Genomic DNA, 17,347 nt, shown 5'->3' with positions numbered 1-17,347 from the left:
TTTTGTCAAGGACGTAATGATTTTTGCAGTTGCAGTTGCAGTTCTTGTTCGTTCTGCACCACAATACCAGGATAATCCCAATTAACTACCGCGTCTTCGGCTGGTGAGGTCAGATTTTGCCATAGTACCCAACGACTGCCTTTTGCTAGGGAAGTCAGGCTTGAGGGGTTTTGAGTGAGCCAAATTAAAGCATTGCTTTGGTAATCGCTTGTGCTAATCTCTTCTTGATATCTCGCTGCTGCTAAGGCTTCTAAAACTACGCGATCGCCTTTAACTAAACCTGTGGATGCTGTCCATAGTTGTACTTGCATTTCCTGGCGCTGGGCATAAAAATACAACGATGCTGCGGCAATTACGGCTTGTTCAAAGTTATCGGCTTCCCAATTCGCCCCACTGTCAAGGGCAATAATTATCTCTTGTCCACCTGTAACTATTTCTAACTCCCGCACCCGAAATTCCCCGTAACGAGCGCTTGTCCGCCAATGGATCAGCCGAGTGGGATCGCCCATGCGGTATGGACGCAGCGATCGCACTAACCCAGATGTAGCCATCTGCAAAGGTCTACCACGGGGATCTCCTCGTTTGCTTTCTTCCTGCCCAATTTCATCTACTAAGGCGCAGCTAGTCAAGGGTAAAACAGTCGGGTAAACAATGGCTGTGGCCGGACACTGACGCAGACGACGACACCAAAACAATCCTAACGGCGCACCAGTACCCAATTCTACTGTATGCCAGCGATAGACTCCCCGTTGGGTTGTTGGTTGATAGTATACCCAACGGTAACTACCTTGGCTGTGAATTATCTCGATCGGCGTTTTTACTGGTTTGCCCAAAACATAAGGTAATATATCCTCCACTTGCAACAAGCTGACAGAGTGCTGCGTCTGATTGCAAATTTCCACTTCCACAGTCAATTCATCGCCAGCTGATACAGGTTGCAAGGGGCGACGTTTCACAACTAAACCCACAAGCGATCGCGGTGGTAAAAAAGCTGCTATACCCAACAGGGCAAAACTAATGCCACTAATGGCATACAGCCAGCCAGCCATAGTATTAACCGCAGCTCCAAAAAAACAAATAGCAATTCCTCCTAACACCCAGCCGCTATGTGCAGGGGCAATAGCACGGGTTTCTAACCAATTAGTGATCGGCTTAATTATCTTCATGTTTCTTTTTTAACTCAAAATTACCTCAGTTTGGACTCCAGGTGAGGCTGCTTTGCGGTGATGCAAATCACGGCTAGTATGATGAGTGCCGCTTTACAATATGTATTGTTAACTTTTAAATATCAGTAATCAAACTTAGTGACTGTCAGAAAAGATGAACCCTCGTCCTGCGCTTGTGCGGTCAGCGATCGCTTACAGGTATTTTCAGGTAAATAGACCACGCGGTAGGGGCGCAAGGCCTTGCACCCCGAATACAGATGTGGTTCAAATACATGAAACCTGATGCAAAAGGAAATTTTTCATGCAGAACATAGCTAATATCTATGCCTTTAGACTGATTCCCAGGGCTAGAACCTTGATTTTTACATTTATTTCCCAAAAAGACTGGTTGAATGATTTACAAATATTATGATTTGTATTAGACTAATGTTATGTTTTGTGTAGTGCTTTTAAGTTACTGAATCAGCAAACTATTTGTTGCTTTAAGCTCAATCAGCTTAAATTAAAACTAGAAAGCCAATTCCAGCAGACTTAAAATTTTTTAACACACAACCCTTTCTTAAAAAATCTTAAAGTTTTGTTACAATAAACTCAGATATATGGAAATCCTGAATTTTCAGGAGCTACTTAGGTAGTTATTTTGAATACTGAGCAGTAACTAGACTGAATGAGAGAGGAATTATACTGTTATTCTCCATAGAATGTAGTAAATTATCTTCTTTTTTAGCCATTTTATATTTTCAGATTCATGCTAAAAAACAGGTATCTGAACATTAATCATGGCCATAATTTCAAATATCAGTAATTGAGCAACATAGGAGTTTTGCCAATTTCACCAATGGTAAAGTTGCTAGAGTCAAACATAGTGGAATTCATGAAAATTCCGGGAAAATTCCGGGAAATCCACTGTCATTCTGAGCCAAATAGAATGTAGCGAGTTTAGCAATATAAGGTTTGATAATCATGCTAAGAAACAGCGAGTTAAGAGTTAATCATGGGTCTAAGCTGAAATTAAAGCTTGGAGATAAACGATACGAACATTTCTCCAGGACAGGAGTTTCACGAAATCTCACAATCGGAAAGCCACTAAAATTAAACATAGTGGAATACATCTGAAATTCAGATTAATCTTTCCCAACTAAAGCCAGCAAGCCCGAAAGAGGGAGTACAAGTGCTTGGCAAGATATTTCTACTAGGAATAGTTGAATAGTTTAGAGATAATCTCGAATCAGAGGTTAATCCACATCCAGATTTTACTCAAATTAATGGCGTTGTTTTATAACATTGCCAGTCAGGACTAAAATGCGGCTTTTTTATTGAAAGCTTATTTTGTTGTGCCTTAAACCTCAAAGGATTAAGAGCATGGTTTCCGACTGGAGTGCATCAGGCTAAATAGTCATTAATCCCAAACTCTCACAATCTTTTTACTTGGAATTAAGGTCAATAGACATGAATAAAGTGCAAGCATCCTTTGAAGCTACAGAAACTGCATTTCACGTAGAAGGTTACGAAAAAATTGATTTTAGTCTTGTCTATGTCAACGGTGCATTTGATGTCAAAAACCCAGAAATTGCCGATAGTTACGCCAAATTTGGGCGCTGTTTAACTGTAATTGATGCCAATGTCTATGAACTTTATGGCAAGCAAATCAGGTCATATTTTAAGCACTATGACATTGATCTCACAGTATTTCCCATCATCATTTCTGAGACAGATAAAAGCCTATCCAGCTTTGAAAAAATTGTTGATGCTTTTTCTGACTTTGGCTTAGTTCGCAAAGAACCCGTTCTAGTCGTCGGTGGTGGTTTAATTACTGATGTGGCTGGGTTTGCTTGCGCTGCTTACCGTCGCAAGAGTAACTATATTCGCGTTCCCACCACTTTAATTGGTTTAATTGATGCAGGTGTAGCAATTAAGGTAGCAGTTAATCATCGTAAGTTAAAAAATCGCTTGGGAGCATATCATGCACCTTTGAAAGTGATTCTGGATTTCTCATTTTTAAAGACATTACCGACATCTCAAGTTCGGAATGGGATGGCAGAGTTAGTCAAAATTGCTGTAGTGTCTAACTCACAAGTGTTTGAACTGCTATACGAATATGGCGAACAACTGCTTTCTACTCACTTTGGACAGCTGAATGCGACACCAGAAATCAAAGAAATTGCTCATACAGTCAACTACGAAGCCATTAAAACCATGTTGGAGTTAGAGACTCCTAACTTGCATGAATTAGACTTGGATCGTGTGATTGCTTATGGACACAGTTGGAGTCCTACCCTAGAATTAGCCCCTCGTGTACCCCTCTATCATGGTCACGCGGTGAATATAGATATGGCTTTGTCTGCAACCATTGCGGCAAAACGGGGTTATATTCCAACTGGAGAACGCGATCGCATTCTAGACTTAATGAGTAAAATCGGTTTATCTCTGGATCATCCCCTACTAGATGGTGATTTACTTTGGGATGCTACCCAGTCTATTAGCCTAACACGAGATGGCAAACAACGCGCCGCTATGCCTCGTCCCATTGGTGAGTGCTTCTTTGTCAATGATTTGAACCGTGAAGAACTTGATACGGCTTTAGCTGAACACAAAGGTCTTTGTGCTGAATACCCTCGTGGTGGCGCAGGCGTTGACGCATATATTGAAAGTCAAACAGCCAAGCTATTAGGAGTGTAAAGATATGACCAGTGTTGCAGGAAAAGAAACAGCTAGACCAATCACGCCACATAGTATTTTAGTAGCCCAGCTACAGAAAACTCTCAAATTAGCCGAAGAGGGTCACATTTCTTCAGAAATATTAGATTCTCTGCACCAAGCAGTGGAATTAGCGGCGGGTTTAGATCCCTATTTGGACGATTACACCACCCCCGAATCAAGCGCCTTAACAGCATTAGCGCAGAAAACCAGCCAAGAAGACTGGGGAAAACGCTTTAGTAATCAAGAAACAGTGCGTCAACTAGAGCAAGAAATGCTCTCAGGACATCTGGAAGGACAGACATTAAAAATGTTTGTTCGCATGACCAAAGCCAAGCGCATTCTGGAAGTGGGAATGTTCACAGGATATTCAGCCTTGGCAATGGCAGAAGCACTACCCAGTGATGGGGTACTTATCGGTTGTGAAGTAGACCCTTATGTGGCTCAATTTGCTCAGGATTGCTTTAGTGAATCTGCTCACGGCAAAAAAATCATTGTCGAAGTTGCACCAGCCTTAGAGACAATCCACAAGTTAGCAGCCAGAAAGGAATCATTTGATTTGATTTTCATCGATGCTGATAAAAAGGAGTATGTAGAGTACTTCCAAAGTATTTTGAAGCATGATTTACTGACTCCCGATGGGTTAATCTGCGTTGATAATACTTTGTTACAAGGACAAGTTTACCTCCCAGTAGCACAACGCACCGCCAACGGCGAAGCGATCGCCCAATTCAATCGTGTTGTTGCGGCTGATCCTCGTGTGGAGCAAGTTTTGTTACCTATCCGAGATGGTGTCACCTTAATTAAACGCGTCGCGTAAACTTTCTTTCTCGGCGCTCTCTGTGCCTCTGTGGTTTTAAAAGTCATTTATTTAACCACAGAGACGCAGAGGACACAGAGTCAAGAGGATACCCCTTATTTTTAACGACTTATGGCACAATCAATTTCTTTATCCTTGGCGAAATCACCCAGGTCTTCAACGGGTTTTAGGGTAAAATTAGTGGCTTTATTCAAAACTCTCGGTACTCTGACATTATTACTCATAGCCTTACCGTTCAATGCTTTGATAGTATTGATATCTTTGCTGTGGGGTTTTGTGCGATCGCCTTTTAGACAAAAAGCTGTCGTCGCAGATTATCCTCAAACTATCTTGGTAAGTGGAGCCAAGATGACCAAAGCGTTACAACTGGCTCGTTGTTTTCACGCAGCCGGACACCGAGTGATTTTGATTGAAGGTCACAAATACTGGTTATCTGGACATAGATTTTCTCGATCTGTCAGCGCTTTTTATACGGTTCCCGCACCACAATTAGACCCAGAAGGCTATATTCAGGCTTTGGTAGATATTGTTAAAAAAGAGCAGGTTAACGTTTATGTACCTGTATGCAGTCCTGTAGCTAGTTACTACGATTCTTTAGCAAAACCTGCATTATCAGAATACTGCGAAGTTTTCCACTTTGATGCAGATGTTACCAAGATGCTGGATGATAAATTTGCCTTTACCGATCAGGCGCGATCGCTTGGTTTATCTGTCCCCAAATCCTTTAAAATCACAGATGCCCAACAAGTGATCAATTTTGATTTTAGTCAAGAAAGCCGCAAATATATTTTAAAGAATATTGCCTACGATTCCGTTCGCCGCTTAAATTTAACCAAACTCCCCTGCGACACCCCAGAAGAGACAGCCGCCTTTGTCAACAGTTTACCCATCAGCGTCGAAAACCCTTGGATTATGCAAGAGTTTATTCCTGGAAAGGAGTTATGCACACATAGCACAGTACGAGACGGGGAATTAAGATTGCATTGCTGTTCAGACTCTTCAGCATTTCAAATCAACTATGAAAACGTAGAAAATACGCAAATTCGGGAATGGGTGCAACACTTCGTCAAAAGTTTAGCACTAACTGGTCAAATTTCCTTCGATTTTATCCAAGCTGAATCCGGTACAGTCTACGCCATTGAATGCAATCCCCGTACCCATTCAGCCATCACCATGTTCTACAATCATCCGGGTGTAGCAGAAGCCTATCTAGGTAAAACCCCCCTATCTGCACTCACCGAACCCCTAGAAAATAGCAAACCCACTTACTGGATATATCACGAAATCTGGAGACTAACAGGTATCCGTTCCTGGAAACAATTGCAAACATCAGTAAATACCCTATTGCGAGGCACAGATGCCATTTTCCAGCTTGATGACCCCGTACCATTTTTAACCCTACATCACTGGCAGATTCCCCTACTACTGCTAAAAAACCTGCAACAACTCAAAGGCTGGGTAAAAATAGACTTCAACATCGGCAAACTCGTAGAACTAGACGGCGACTAAAAAAACTCTCTTTACCTTTGCGCCTCTGCGTGACACTAATCCATATTAATAAACTATGCCATTACTCCGTATCCTGCATTTAGTCGGGTCTGCACACAATGATTTTTACTGTGATTTGTCACGCCTTTACGCCCAAGATTGCTTGACTGCAACAGCAGAGCGATCGCGCTACAATTTTCATTTAGCATACATTACACCTGATGGCCAGTGGCGATTTCCTCCCTCCCTGAGTCGAGAAGATATCGCGGACACTAAACCGATTTCTCTGGTTGAGGCAATACAATTTATCACAGCCCAAAACATTGACCTCGTTTTACCACAAATGTTTTGTATTCCGGGAATGACGTACTATCGCGCCCTATTCGACCTGCTGAAAATTCCCTACGTAGGTAATACTGCGGATATAATGGCAACAGCGAGCCACAAAGGCAGAACTAAAGCAATTGTCGCCGCCGCAGGGGTAAAAGTGCCTCGTGGAGAATTGCTTCGGCTAGGAGATGTACCGACAATTGCACCGCCAGTAGTCATCAAACCTGTAAGTTCTGATAACTCTTTAGGAGTGGCTTTAGTCAAAGAAGCTAGTGACTATGAAGCTGCTTTAAAAAAAGCATTTGAATATGCAGATGAAGTGATTGTAGAAACATTCATCGAACTCGGTCGTGAGGTCAGATGTGGTATGATTGTTCAAGATGGGGACTTAGTGGGTTTACCCCTAGAAGAATACAAGTTAAACCCAGAAAACAAACCCATCCGTAGTTATGCTGATAAACTCCAACAAACGGATGATGGCAACTTAAGTTTTAGTGCTAAAGATAATCAGAAGTCTTGGATTGTAGACCCTAAAGACCCCATTACTCCCAGGGTTCAGGAAGCGGCTAAAAAGTGTCACCAAGCTTTGGGTTGTCGCCACTATAGTTTATTTGATTTCCGCATCGACCCAGAGGGACAACCTTGGTTTTTAGAAGCCGGTTTGTATTGTTCTTTCGCTCCTAAAAGTGTAATTTCCTCTATGGCGAAAGCAGTGGAAATTCCTCTCAATGAGTTATTCATGACGGTTATTCATGAAACATTGAGAAGTAGTGAAATGAAGAAATAAATTTAATCAATTTCTGTGACTAACCATTGCCACTCGGTTACTACATTATTGGGGATATTCAGAACCAATGGCTTTCCGCTTTGAATTGGCACATAAAGTTTAAGCGCATCAGTGGTTGGTAATTGCGGTAGAATATCAGTCAATTCATATTCACCTACATTGGGAGCAGGCGCAGCTAAAGCGTAAGTATCAGATGCACTCAACAATTTTCCTGATGGTGCTTCAATTTCTAATGGTTGGGGATGGGCAATTTCAGCGATACCAGGAAAACCCACTACCCGTAATCTTAATTCTTTTACCGGACTGTTGTAATTTTGTTTGAATAGCACCACTTGCCAAGCGTACCCTTTTTCATCTTTTATAGATACTTGGGAGTGGTAGCGCAAAACACCAGGGGAATCATGATGTTGTCGCAGCAAGGCTTGTGCTGATTCTGTACCCCATGCGCCAAATGTCAAGGCTAAAAGGATTACTAGTACAGCACAGAGGAAATATTGCCAAACTTTTTGCATCGTTTGAATTTAAATATGCTTTTTCCAAAACCCTTGTAGGGACAATTCATGTAGCATAGCCTTCCCGTAGCTGCGCTGGCCGCGCTAGCATCTCCGTAGGAAAAGGCTATTGTCCCTATATTCTTTGTCGGAAATGTCTCGCTCAAATGTTTAAATCGCGCAAAGCCAGACGAATTTGTTCTACACGCCTACGGTTGACACCCAGATCAGATTCTCCTATGCGAGATGCTGAACGGGTATGAATCACTGGCTCATCAGCAGGTAAATAAAACTCTACATCATCCACAAATTTGAAGATGCGGCTTTTAGACAGAGCATGAATATAATTATCTGTTTGTTCTACGACCTCTGTGCGGGGAACAACGCTGAGAACTTTGAGTAAAGTTTCTCTGGCTACATCACGGTCTACATGATATGTAATCGGGTCAATGGCGTGTTTAGCATCAGCGTCTTGGCTGACAACACAGTTATCTGAAGCTGGACAAGAACTCAGATGACCATTTTCAACTCCTAAACCAGAAGAGTCAGCCCAACTAGGAGCAGGAAGGATTAAACCACTAATCAGAGTCAGGAAGACCACAAAAGTGATCATCCGCAGAAATCTCTGTGTGAAAGCTGTTAGCAGATGGGACATGATAAATTTATTGTTTAAGACTTGAATAGCACTTTATCATTTTCTTTCATTTTGGGTAGGGGAGAGAGGATAACTGCACCGTCAAGTCGCTTCGCTCCAATTCAAAAAAGGTCACAGATTTATTATTTTTGATTTTGTGACTTAAATCTACCTGCAATAAATTCTCGCTGCTTTAAATGTTTTGTCTTGCGTTTGGTAACTCGCGATCGCCACATTTTGAAACTAGATTGTTTCATTTGCTGGCGCATTAAAGCAATTACCTGTTTTTCTTGTAGTCCAAACTGAGCCTCAATAGCTTCCATAGGTGTTCTATCTTCCCAAGCCATTTCAATGATGCGGTCAATAGTTTGGGTATCAAGATTTGGTAACTTCATGCTTTTGCTAATTATTTATCAATTTCATTTACATCTATTTTAATGTAGCTTTCTTTCTTTAATTGGTTGTGCCGGATTCCCAGCATAAATAGTCATCGGTGCCAATGATTTAGCAGCAACTCCACCTAGAGTTAGCACAGCACCTTTACCAACAGTAACGCCAGGCCCAATTACTGATTTAGCGGCAATCCAACTACTTTCTTGAATATAAATTGGGGAAATTTTTAACTCAAAGTTAGGGTGACTCCAATCATGATTACCTGTGCAGAGATACACACCTTGAGAGATACAAGCATGACTTTCTATAGTGACATCAGCGAGGTTATCTATCCAAGTATCTTCACCAATCCAAACATAATCACCTAAATTTAACCGCCAAGGAAACTTTACCCGCACTCCTGGCTTAATGCGAACACCTTCACCAATACTAGCTCCAAAAAACCGTAATATCCCCACCTTCACAGATGAGATGGGAAACCAAGGACTCTCAACTAAGGGAGATCCCAGAAAGTACCACAAAAGCTGTTTCCAGTAAGGTGCGCCAGGGGTATAACTACCCAATGTATATTTATCTAGCCGCATAAAATGGCTCACGAAAACGAGGGTGAAAGCTAGCTCCAGTCCGACCTGATACAATCCACAATAGGGAACGTCCACTATCTCTGACGATGCGGACTATGGATTCTCTAGGTTTTGAGGACGGAATAGAGATGGGGGTAAAAGTTATTCCTTGGCTACCCAGAACTAAGGTGGCGATCGCTCTGGCTCTGGGCATATGAAAGCCAGAGGTAATTAAGTAGATGTGCTGAATTTGGTGGTTTTTCAAATCGTCAACGAGACTGGTAAAGTTGGTAACAGTGTCCACAGCACGGTAATCAAGGTGAAAGCGGTCTTTGGCAATATCTGCACTTGCAAAGATGTCCAAGGCTTGTTGTGGGGGACTGCCGCTAGAAACCCATATATCCAACCGGGGATGTTTTTGGGCAAATTCAGCCGTAAATTCTTCTCGTTCTGGATCGCCGCCCAGGGTAAGGATAGCTTGGGGATGGGGGGACTGGTAAGAGGCGATCGCTAGTCGGATGGGAATGGTGCTGAATAATGCCAGGATTAAACCTGCTAGAATTAGAACCCCATATTTTTTGTTCAGTTTTAACATAGCAATCAACTGAAATTAGTTTTAACTCTACAGTATTCTATAATTTCCAGAATGAACTAGCTATTTGGCAGGAACCACAGCAATAATATTGTGATTAGCCATTACTTGAGCTTTTCTGCTTCTATTAAATGTATACTCAGAATAACTTCTGCTAATACACGCTGAAATGTATAGTACCAACCTTGCCAACCATCAAGAATTCCTCCTTTGAGGATCAGGCAATAAACGAAGATAATTAATGGTGCTAAGATTTTTTGTTTACGGATGCGATCGCCTAAACTGAGTTCACTATTGGGTGTGTCTATGAGCTTTTTAGTTTCAATCACCATGTAGCGTTGTTGCGCCCATAGCCAACGACTTAAAGGTTTGCGGTCGTCATGATGAATGTATGGTGAAAGTATTGTGGATTTACCCTCTACTAAAACCCGATGAGCGTGTCCATCATCTTGATAAATTGCCTTTTCCTTTCTATACAGTACCTTGCGGGGTGGAAGTAGAGTACCACGTAAAGGTTTACCAAAGACGCAATATTTGAATCTAAAGCTGTAGCCGTTTATATCTGACTCTACTGGCAGTGTCTTAATTTCATGAATGAGTTCATCAGTTAAGATATAATCTGCATCTAGTGATAGTACCCATTGCGATGTGATTTTTGTCAACCCATAGTTACACTGACTAGCAAAAGAATCAAATTTGCGTTGAAAAACTTCTATTTGAGGGTAGGAAGATAAAATTTCTAAGGTTTCATCTGTACTATAACTATCAACGATAACAATTTTCTTTGCCCATGTCAGTTTTTGCAGGGTGCGTTCAATGTTAGGTGCTTCGTTGTAGGTAAGAATGAGAGGGGTAAGTTGTTCTGCAATGGATAACAAAGTCATTTTAATAATATAAAAGTTGATCAAACATGATTTCAAAACCGCTATTTATAGCGGTATGCAGTATGCAAGGGCAGGCAAGATGCCCACCCTACAAGTTAGATAACTTAGTTATTGCATTAAAATTTGCCGGATTAAAATACTCATTACCTCGCCTGGGTTGGAGGTTGGTAATAGTGGACTCCAATCTCCGGTGCTAGCGTAGCCAACGACTTGCAAGTAATGAATGGTGCTGGTAACAGCTTTGGGAGAACCAATCAATAAATGTTTCACGGGTTCTCTTTTGGTTGATGAATTGCTTTGGCTAACCAAGCGTTGCTGTGTAGCTGATGAGGTTGTATTCTGTTCTTCTACAAATTGTTGTACTTGTGTCATTATAGTGATGATCTCCCACTGTGGAGGTTGAGTGAAAGGCGATCGTGAACTCTTGCTGGGAGAGCGATCGCCTTTCTTGTACATTTTTATTAAAGTATAAATTTATACATTTGTTAAGCAAGTAGACAAACATTTTTTAATGAATGGGATGGCGAAAAACAAGATTTAGCAAAAATTAGGAAGTATTTTTCTTTTTTTAGAGAAAAATACGAATGATAAAAATATTTCCAGCAACGTAAACTAATGAAAAATTGAAGTTTTTAACCCGCGCAGGTAGTCACTGAGGGGAGCATCCCACTTTTTTGAACGTCGTTGCGAACGCAATGACATTCATTGAAATTTTCCCGCCGACTTACTTACTGAAACATAGCGATGATCAGGAGTAGCCAAGAAATTGTAGGTTGGGTTGACGTAAGGAAACCAACATTTTTAGCAACCTTATGTTACTCTACTAGAGACAGCTTGATATTTGAAAAAATATATCTAACAAGAGATAATTTTATTAAATACTAATAATTTTTCAAAGAATTTAAATTGTTCCTTAGTAATTTGTATTTCTTTAATTGCTTGCTGATTTTTTTGAATATGATCGGCATTAAACATACTGATTACAATTGCATAGGGTGAATAAACGGTTTGAAAATACGATAATAAAATTCCATACATATCTTCGTGGCGGTTAATTTTTCTGCCAAATATAGATTCCACTTCAGAACCTAAGTTTTTCGCAGTAATTTGTTCAAATATTGATAAAATGCTAGGTTCAAGTCTAAAGGGAGAATACATAACAACTTTTATATTCTTTTCAGTCATATTTTTTAAGCTCATGTGGTTATGCTGACCAATGCACCCGCAAGCAATTTGAAGTAAATCAGGTTTAATATTTTTAGAACTAAAGAAATTATCTAAAAATTCCAGGGATTCATAACTAGAAAAACCATAATTTTTAATTTTTCCAGATGTTTTTTGTGAGTCTAAAAAATCAATAACTTCCAAAATTTCATTTGATTCGTTTTTAAAGTTATAATCGTGGAACAATATATTATCGATATAATCAGTACGCAGAAATTTTAAACTAGTATCTAAGCTGGTAATCACGTTTTTAACGGTAAAATCTATCTTTGGTGACACCTGACTAGCAGCAGACTTGACTATTGTTTGAGTTTGGGGAACACGGCTAACAAAATTTCTAGCCAATGTCTTAGCCAATTTTATAAATTTATTATTACGTGGAGTCAGTCCAAACTTTGTGGTGATTTCTACTGTTTCTCTAGATATTTTTTCCTGTCTTAAGAATGTTCCTAAGAGTGCTTCTGCTTCGCCCCAACCATAAGAACGGGCTATATCAAAATAGTTAATACCTGCTTCGTGTGCTGCTTTCAGAGCATAAAGACTATCTTGTTTTCCTATCTTACCTAATATAGAAGCACAACCAAAACCAAGTTTAGTTTCTAACATATCAAAAATACCTCAGTTGTAACAATAAACGGTCATTTTCAATGGGGGGTAAAGCTTTATGGAAGCAGGAAGCATCCTCAAGGAAACATTTACCTGCTTTACCTTCAATTGTAATAATGTCCTCTGGAGAGTAATTTTGAGTAATTAACTCTTCTGGAACACGCGCACTACGTAAAAGCATTGAAATTTTTTTATTTACATGACTCCCTTTTACAAGTCTATGTGCGCCGCTTTTAACATCCACATCAGTGAGATAGAAAGAAACATAGAAGAAATTGAATCCATGTATGTCGTAATGGTAGTCAATAGTTTGAAACTGGCTACGTCTTTCTTCTGGAGATAAATTATCGGCAAAACTCCACCACAGTTTTACATCACAGTTAGTGGGAAAGTAACCCAAGTATTGCGATGCAACCTCTAATAAGTAACTATCATATCTCAGTTTATATACTTCCTCAATTTTTAGAGGCTGTTCTACATCAGCCGTGGCAATTTTATGATATGGTTTTATCTTTTCTTGATATTCATTGTATTTAAAAGACAAATCCTTTGCGGGTACAATCAGGTTTTTAGTCTTAGCTGCTCCTACTATAGATGTCACTGATTCTTGATTTAGCTCTAGTTGGTCATAATATGAATTTTGATGAATGTAACTAGATATTCTCTGGATATCACAATGAGAGTCATTTAATATTTGGGTATCAAATTTTAAAGTTTTTTCAATTTGAATTTTTAAAAATTGCTTAATTTTCTTGTATCGAGAATAATATACTCTGCACACATAAAATCTACCAAAAATATACCCAAAATTACCACTAAATATCTTTCTGATGATAACGCGATAATCTAATTTAGGGTTATCAGATGTATATGCTAAATTAGGCTGATTCATAATATTAGATATCCTATATATATTTACTAATGTATGAAGATATCAAATTAAATTCAGTGCATGATTAATAATCATGCTTTGATCAATTTTTGATTCTAACTCTTCTACTTACGAATTAAACTTATTTCTCTAGCGAAATTAGGTCTTGATAAACCGAAAGCATTTTTGAGGCGATACTATCCCATGTATAGTTCTCCAGAATAAATTGACGGGCGCGATCGCCTGTTGCTTTTGCTTTAATGGGATCTTGCAAAAATTCTATTAAGGAATCAGCTATTTGATTAGCATCAATATCAACTATGCTAGCGGCATTAGCCATCCCAGCTTCAGGAAAATTACAGCCAGTAGTAATGACGCAGGGTAAGCCAGCAGCCATCCCCTCTAACACTGACATACTAAAACCCTCAGAATAGGAAGGCGCAACATAAATATTAGCTGCTGCTAAGGCTGCATATTTCATATCACCTCGAAGCATCCCTGTAAAGGTGACAGCATCTCTACAGCCACCTTCCATAAAGTAGCTTTCAGCAGTAGATAAAAATCCTGTGTTATCGGGCCCAGCGACAATCAGGTGAGTTTCAGTAAATTTTTCATGTACTTTAGCAAAAGCAGGGGCTAATAAATCTAATCCTTTTTTGGGATCAATACGTCCTAAAAATATAATTAATATTTTATTGCGAGTTTCAGGAAACTGTTGATAAAAAATATCCGGGCTAGGAAGAGATGCAAAATCTGTACTATGAATGCCATTAGGTACAATAACTAATGGGGGTTTCAAATGGAGGCTTTTGATTCCTTCTGCTTCTGTAGAAGCTAACATTTGAATAGAACTGGCTTTTTGCAAAGCTGGTTGTTCTAAGAGAGTAAAATAAAGCTTTTTTTTCCAAGCTTTATAAGCTAAAGCCCAAGGCTCCATCATGCCGTGAGGAGTTGCAATATATGGAATATTACGAAATTGGCAAGCCCAATGAGCAGCTAAAACTGGATAAGAAAATATAGCATTTGTATGTACAATATCATAGTTATCTACATTTTTAAACAACCATTTTGTCATCGCCCCAGTGAACTTGTAATCTAAGAAATCTAAATAGGGAAAATACTGTACTCGATGATATTTTTGTATAATCCATTCATTTAAAGGAACATCTAGATTTGTCGAACCATTTGCATGAGTAGCAATAATATCAACACTAATGCCTAATTTAGCAATGGATTCTGCTAACTCCAGAATAACTTGTGTTGGTCCACCATAAACATTTCCCAACGCAGGAATAACCATTAAAACTTTCATATTTATATTTAATGCTGTGTTGAAGCGTATTCAACTGATTGAATTAATTGTTGGGCGAAGTAATCAGGAGAAAAATTTTGTATATGTTCTAAAGCAGCTTGTCCCATTTTCTTTAAGTTAATTTTACCTGAACTCATTTTCAGCATCAAATCAGTTAGCTGTTGAATATTTTTGGGGTCAAAACCGAAGCCGTTGACTCCTTCAATGATTAAATCTTCATAGCAGCCACAGCGATGAGAAACCAATACTGGCAAACCTGCTGCCATAGCCTCATTTATTACTAATCCCCATTGTTCTTGAATACTGGCATGAATAAAACAGCTAGCATGGGCGAAGTAAGGTAACAGTTGATCCTGTTGGAGAAAGCCAGGTAGATGAACGTAATCTTGAATTCCGTGATTGGCAATTTCTTCTTCTAGTTGTGAACGTAATTCACCATCACCACTTAGAACTAAATCCCAGGCATGACTGCCTACTATTTGACGATATTTAGCATAGGCTGAAAGTAGAAATGATAAGTTTTTTTTCTTAACAAATCTATTAATAGCTAAAAAAAATGGTTTATCTAATGGACAAGATAAGCATTTAACATGATTAGGGTGAAAAACATCATTACCAACTACATCGTAACCTAAAAAAATAGCATCTGAGGGCATTCCAAGTTTGACTAAATAACGTTTATGTGGTTTTCCTCCTACTAAAGCAGCTTGATATTTTGTGACTAGCCATTTTTTTATTTTTTCTTTCCACCAAGAACGAGGTTCATCATACTCTGTACTTTCGGATAGCAGAATAGCAGGTTTACCATGCCATAAACACCATAACAATGTCACAAACATAGAAGGACGAGCATAACCAGCAATTGCTACGGCATCTGGGGAAGTTTGATTTAAAACAGAGATTAATTTGCGAAATAAATGGATGCAGTTGACTTTTTCTAAGGGAATATCATCAATCACAGAATGAATTTGTCCAGGAAATTTGTCAAGTTGAGTTTCCCAGGGGTATTCTACTTCCGAACGAGCTAATTCAATGCCAAAAACATTACATCCTCTAGATTTGCCAGTGTGATATGCAGATGCAAGTCTAGCAATATGATAAGGACCATAATTAGCAAATAAGATGGCTATTTTTAGGTGATTGTGAGAATCATTCATGGCGCAAATAGTAAGCCTGGTTAGCAGTTTTAGGTATTCGGCGACGCTCAAGGCGTTCTAAATAACGGACAATAAAATAGCCAAAAATCATAGGCCACAGGACAAGCAGTGTAATGTCCCGCCCTAAGTTTGGTGTCATTCCTAAACCTACTAAGAATAATGCTAGACGTAGAACTGATGCTCTTTGGTTCCATAGTCGCGCTAAGAAAGCAGCCCAAAGAGACATTAAAATACCGGGTGCTACTGGTCCCAACCAAGGGCCAAAATTCATGATTCCACGCCCAATAAATCCCGCTGCGATTGTTGCCTGAATTCCACTACTGGGGTTTCGCAGAAGATTATATTCGTGTCCTAAAAGAGGTTTATTTGGCCAAAGAAATCGAGGGATGACATTCAGGGCTTCAGCTAAGTAGTCTATCCCATACTGTAAAGTTAACTGCCCTTCTTCGTAAAATTTGTTGATGTAAAATAATTCCTCTGCCATATTTAAACCAAGATGCTTAACATCAGAGTCTAAAGTAGCAGCGCCTTCCAAATAAGCATCAATACCCGTATTACGAAAATTAATTACGATTAACATTAAGTAGTTAATTACAACAAATAATCCTGCTGAAATAACTGCTTTCATCCACCACTTATGACGAGAGGTCAACAGATATGTCATATATGCAGGCATAGCTACAGCGATAAAGATATTCCGTGTGCCAGAAAGATAGAAAGAAGGCCAGCTAATTATAATCAGTATCAAATTGATTACCTTAGCCTGAAGTCTACGTTGAAAGAACAGCAGCACCCCAAACATTGCACATATTAAGGTGTAAATATACCCAGCAGCAGAAACTATAAAATCAGTTTGTCCTCCTACTGCACCCCGACCCCAAAGTTTAGGAGACCAGCGCCCACCTTGAGGAAATAAGGCTTGGAAAAAATTCCAATCTAAGCGACTAACACCGTAAATGAGTAACAGTATCCACATCACTAGTAAAATTTGTAATAGTCGATGAGGATTCAAGGTAAACCAATTGAAGGCAGTGACTTTAGATGAATATTTTCCTATGGTGCGGGTAAAGTTAGGAAGTAGACAACGGAATACAATCAAAAAAATGCAGATTTGATAGTACCCTTGCTCTAAAATGAAGTTGTTGAATATGACTAAGCGTTCAGGGGTATACAATACTTCTGTGAAGTACCACATCCCTGTGGTTAGATAAATCATCAAAGCAGGTATAGCCCAACTGCGATACATTTTACCTGCTGCTTCTACAAAGAAAAACAACAATAGTGAAGCCGCAATGTAATAACTAAAAGGGATTTCAAGATTTGGGGGCATTT

Annotated in this window: 17 protein-coding genes; 4 read left to right on the top strand and 13 right to left on the bottom strand. The window is 39.5% G+C overall.

Translation table 11 applies throughout. The annotated features are described in order from the left end of the window. Positions 1–5: 5 nt before the first annotated feature. Entirely contained in the window at positions 6–1,166 is a 1,161-nt protein-coding gene (locus ACM0OW_RS15390; RefSeq protein WP_414550986.1) for a DUF58 domain-containing protein, read from the bottom strand. Between the two features lie 1,449 nt (positions 1,167–2,615). Here ACM0OW_RS15390 and ACM0OW_RS15385 point away from each other — a divergent pair. The 4 genes from ACM0OW_RS15385 to ACM0OW_RS15370 all read left to right on the top strand — a co-directional run bounded on the left by ACM0OW_RS15385 (position 2,616) and on the right by ACM0OW_RS15370 (position 7,288). Then, positions 2,616–3,845, top strand: a complete 1,230-nt coding sequence (locus ACM0OW_RS15385; protein WP_414550985.1) for a sedoheptulose 7-phosphate cyclase — start codon at positions 2,616–2,618, stop codon at positions 3,843–3,845. Positions 3,846–3,849: 4 nt separating this feature from the next. Next, complete coding sequence (locus ACM0OW_RS15380) at positions 3,850–4,683, top strand: O-methyltransferase (RefSeq protein WP_414550984.1); 834 nt, start codon at positions 3,850–3,852, stop codon at positions 4,681–4,683. Positions 4,684–4,794: 111 nt separating this feature from the next. Further along, the gene (locus tag ACM0OW_RS15375) at positions 4,795–6,192 is read left to right on the top strand and encodes an ATP-grasp domain-containing protein (protein WP_414550983.1); all 1,398 of its coding nucleotides are present in this window, start codon (positions 4,795–4,797) and stop codon (positions 6,190–6,192) included. A gap of 55 nt (positions 6,193–6,247) precedes the next feature. After that, the gene (locus tag ACM0OW_RS15370; RefSeq protein ID WP_414550982.1) at positions 6,248–7,288 is read left to right on the top strand and encodes a D-alanine--D-alanine ligase family protein; all 1,041 of its coding nucleotides are present in this window, start codon (positions 6,248–6,250) and stop codon (positions 7,286–7,288) included. Positions 7,289–7,290: 2 nt separating this feature from the next. On the opposite strand, the gene ACM0OW_RS15365 is transcribed toward ACM0OW_RS15370, so the two are convergent. The 12 genes from ACM0OW_RS15365 to ACM0OW_RS15310 all read right to left on the bottom strand — a co-directional run bounded on the left by ACM0OW_RS15365 (position 7,291) and on the right by ACM0OW_RS15310 (position 17,345). Further along, positions 7,291–7,800 (bottom strand): DUF3122 domain-containing protein, encoded by a 510-nt coding sequence (locus tag ACM0OW_RS15365; RefSeq protein ID WP_414550981.1) that lies wholly within the window; start codon positions 7,798–7,800, stop codon positions 7,291–7,293. A 142-nt stretch (positions 7,801–7,942) separates the two neighbouring features. Next, a complete protein-coding gene (locus ACM0OW_RS15360; RefSeq protein ID WP_414550980.1) occupies positions 7,943–8,434 on the bottom strand; it encodes a DUF1499 domain-containing protein in 492 nt (163 codons plus the stop codon). Between the two features lie 122 nt (positions 8,435–8,556). Beyond that, positions 8,557–8,808, bottom strand: coding sequence for a TIGR03643 family protein (locus ACM0OW_RS15355; RefSeq protein ID WP_414550978.1), 252 nt, complete (start codon positions 8,806–8,808; stop codon positions 8,557–8,559). A gap of 39 nt (positions 8,809–8,847) precedes the next feature. Next, positions 8,848–9,390 (bottom strand): WcaF family extracellular polysaccharide biosynthesis acetyltransferase, encoded by a 543-nt coding sequence (locus tag ACM0OW_RS15350; protein WP_414550977.1) that lies wholly within the window; start codon positions 9,388–9,390, stop codon positions 8,848–8,850. Further along, positions 9,377–9,964, bottom strand: coding sequence for a YdcF family protein (locus tag ACM0OW_RS15345; protein WP_414550975.1), 588 nt, complete (start codon positions 9,962–9,964; stop codon positions 9,377–9,379). The genes ACM0OW_RS15350 and ACM0OW_RS15345 overlap by 14 nt, the downstream gene beginning before the upstream one ends. A 101-nt stretch (positions 9,965–10,065) precedes the next feature. Next, the gene (locus ACM0OW_RS15340; RefSeq protein WP_414550973.1) at positions 10,066–10,845 is read right to left on the bottom strand and encodes a glycosyltransferase family 2 protein; all 780 of its coding nucleotides are present in this window, start codon (positions 10,843–10,845) and stop codon (positions 10,066–10,068) included. 108 nt (positions 10,846–10,953) lie between these two features. Beyond that, complete coding sequence (locus ACM0OW_RS15335; RefSeq protein ID WP_414551117.1) at positions 10,954–11,217, bottom strand: hypothetical protein; 264 nt, start codon at positions 11,215–11,217, stop codon at positions 10,954–10,956. Positions 11,218–11,700: 483 nt separating this feature from the next. Beyond that, entirely contained in the window at positions 11,701–12,675 is a 975-nt protein-coding gene (locus ACM0OW_RS15330) for an aldo/keto reductase (RefSeq protein ID WP_414550972.1), read from the bottom strand. Position 12,676: 1 nt separating this feature from the next. Then, positions 12,677–13,567 (bottom strand): phytanoyl-CoA dioxygenase family protein, encoded by an 891-nt coding sequence (locus tag ACM0OW_RS15325; RefSeq protein ID WP_414550970.1) that lies wholly within the window; start codon positions 13,565–13,567, stop codon positions 12,677–12,679. 121 nt (positions 13,568–13,688) lie between these two features. Beyond that, positions 13,689–14,858: a glycosyltransferase gene (locus ACM0OW_RS15320; RefSeq protein WP_414550969.1), complete on the bottom strand. Its 1,170-nt coding sequence runs from the start codon at positions 14,856–14,858 to the stop codon at positions 13,689–13,691. A gap of 8 nt (positions 14,859–14,866) precedes the next feature. After that, positions 14,867–16,015 (bottom strand): glycosyltransferase family 4 protein, encoded by a 1,149-nt coding sequence (locus ACM0OW_RS15315; RefSeq protein ID WP_414550967.1) that lies wholly within the window; start codon positions 16,013–16,015, stop codon positions 14,867–14,869. Next, positions 16,008–17,345 carry a hypothetical protein gene (locus ACM0OW_RS15310; RefSeq protein ID WP_414550965.1) on the bottom strand — a complete coding sequence of 446 codons (1,338 nt, stop codon included), beginning with the start codon at positions 17,343–17,345 and terminating at the stop codon, positions 16,008–16,010. Before ACM0OW_RS15310 ends, ACM0OW_RS15315 begins: the two co-directional genes overlap by 8 nt. Positions 17,346–17,347 lie beyond the last annotated feature (2 nt).

It is taken from the genome of Anabaena sp. CCY 0017 (genome assembly GCF_963920885.1).
Taxonomy (GTDB): domain Bacteria; phylum Cyanobacteriota; class Cyanobacteriia; order Cyanobacteriales; family Nostocaceae; genus Nodularia.
The sequence above is the reverse complement of the archived record's forward strand: the minus strand, read 5'-3'. Positions and strand labels throughout refer to the sequence as shown.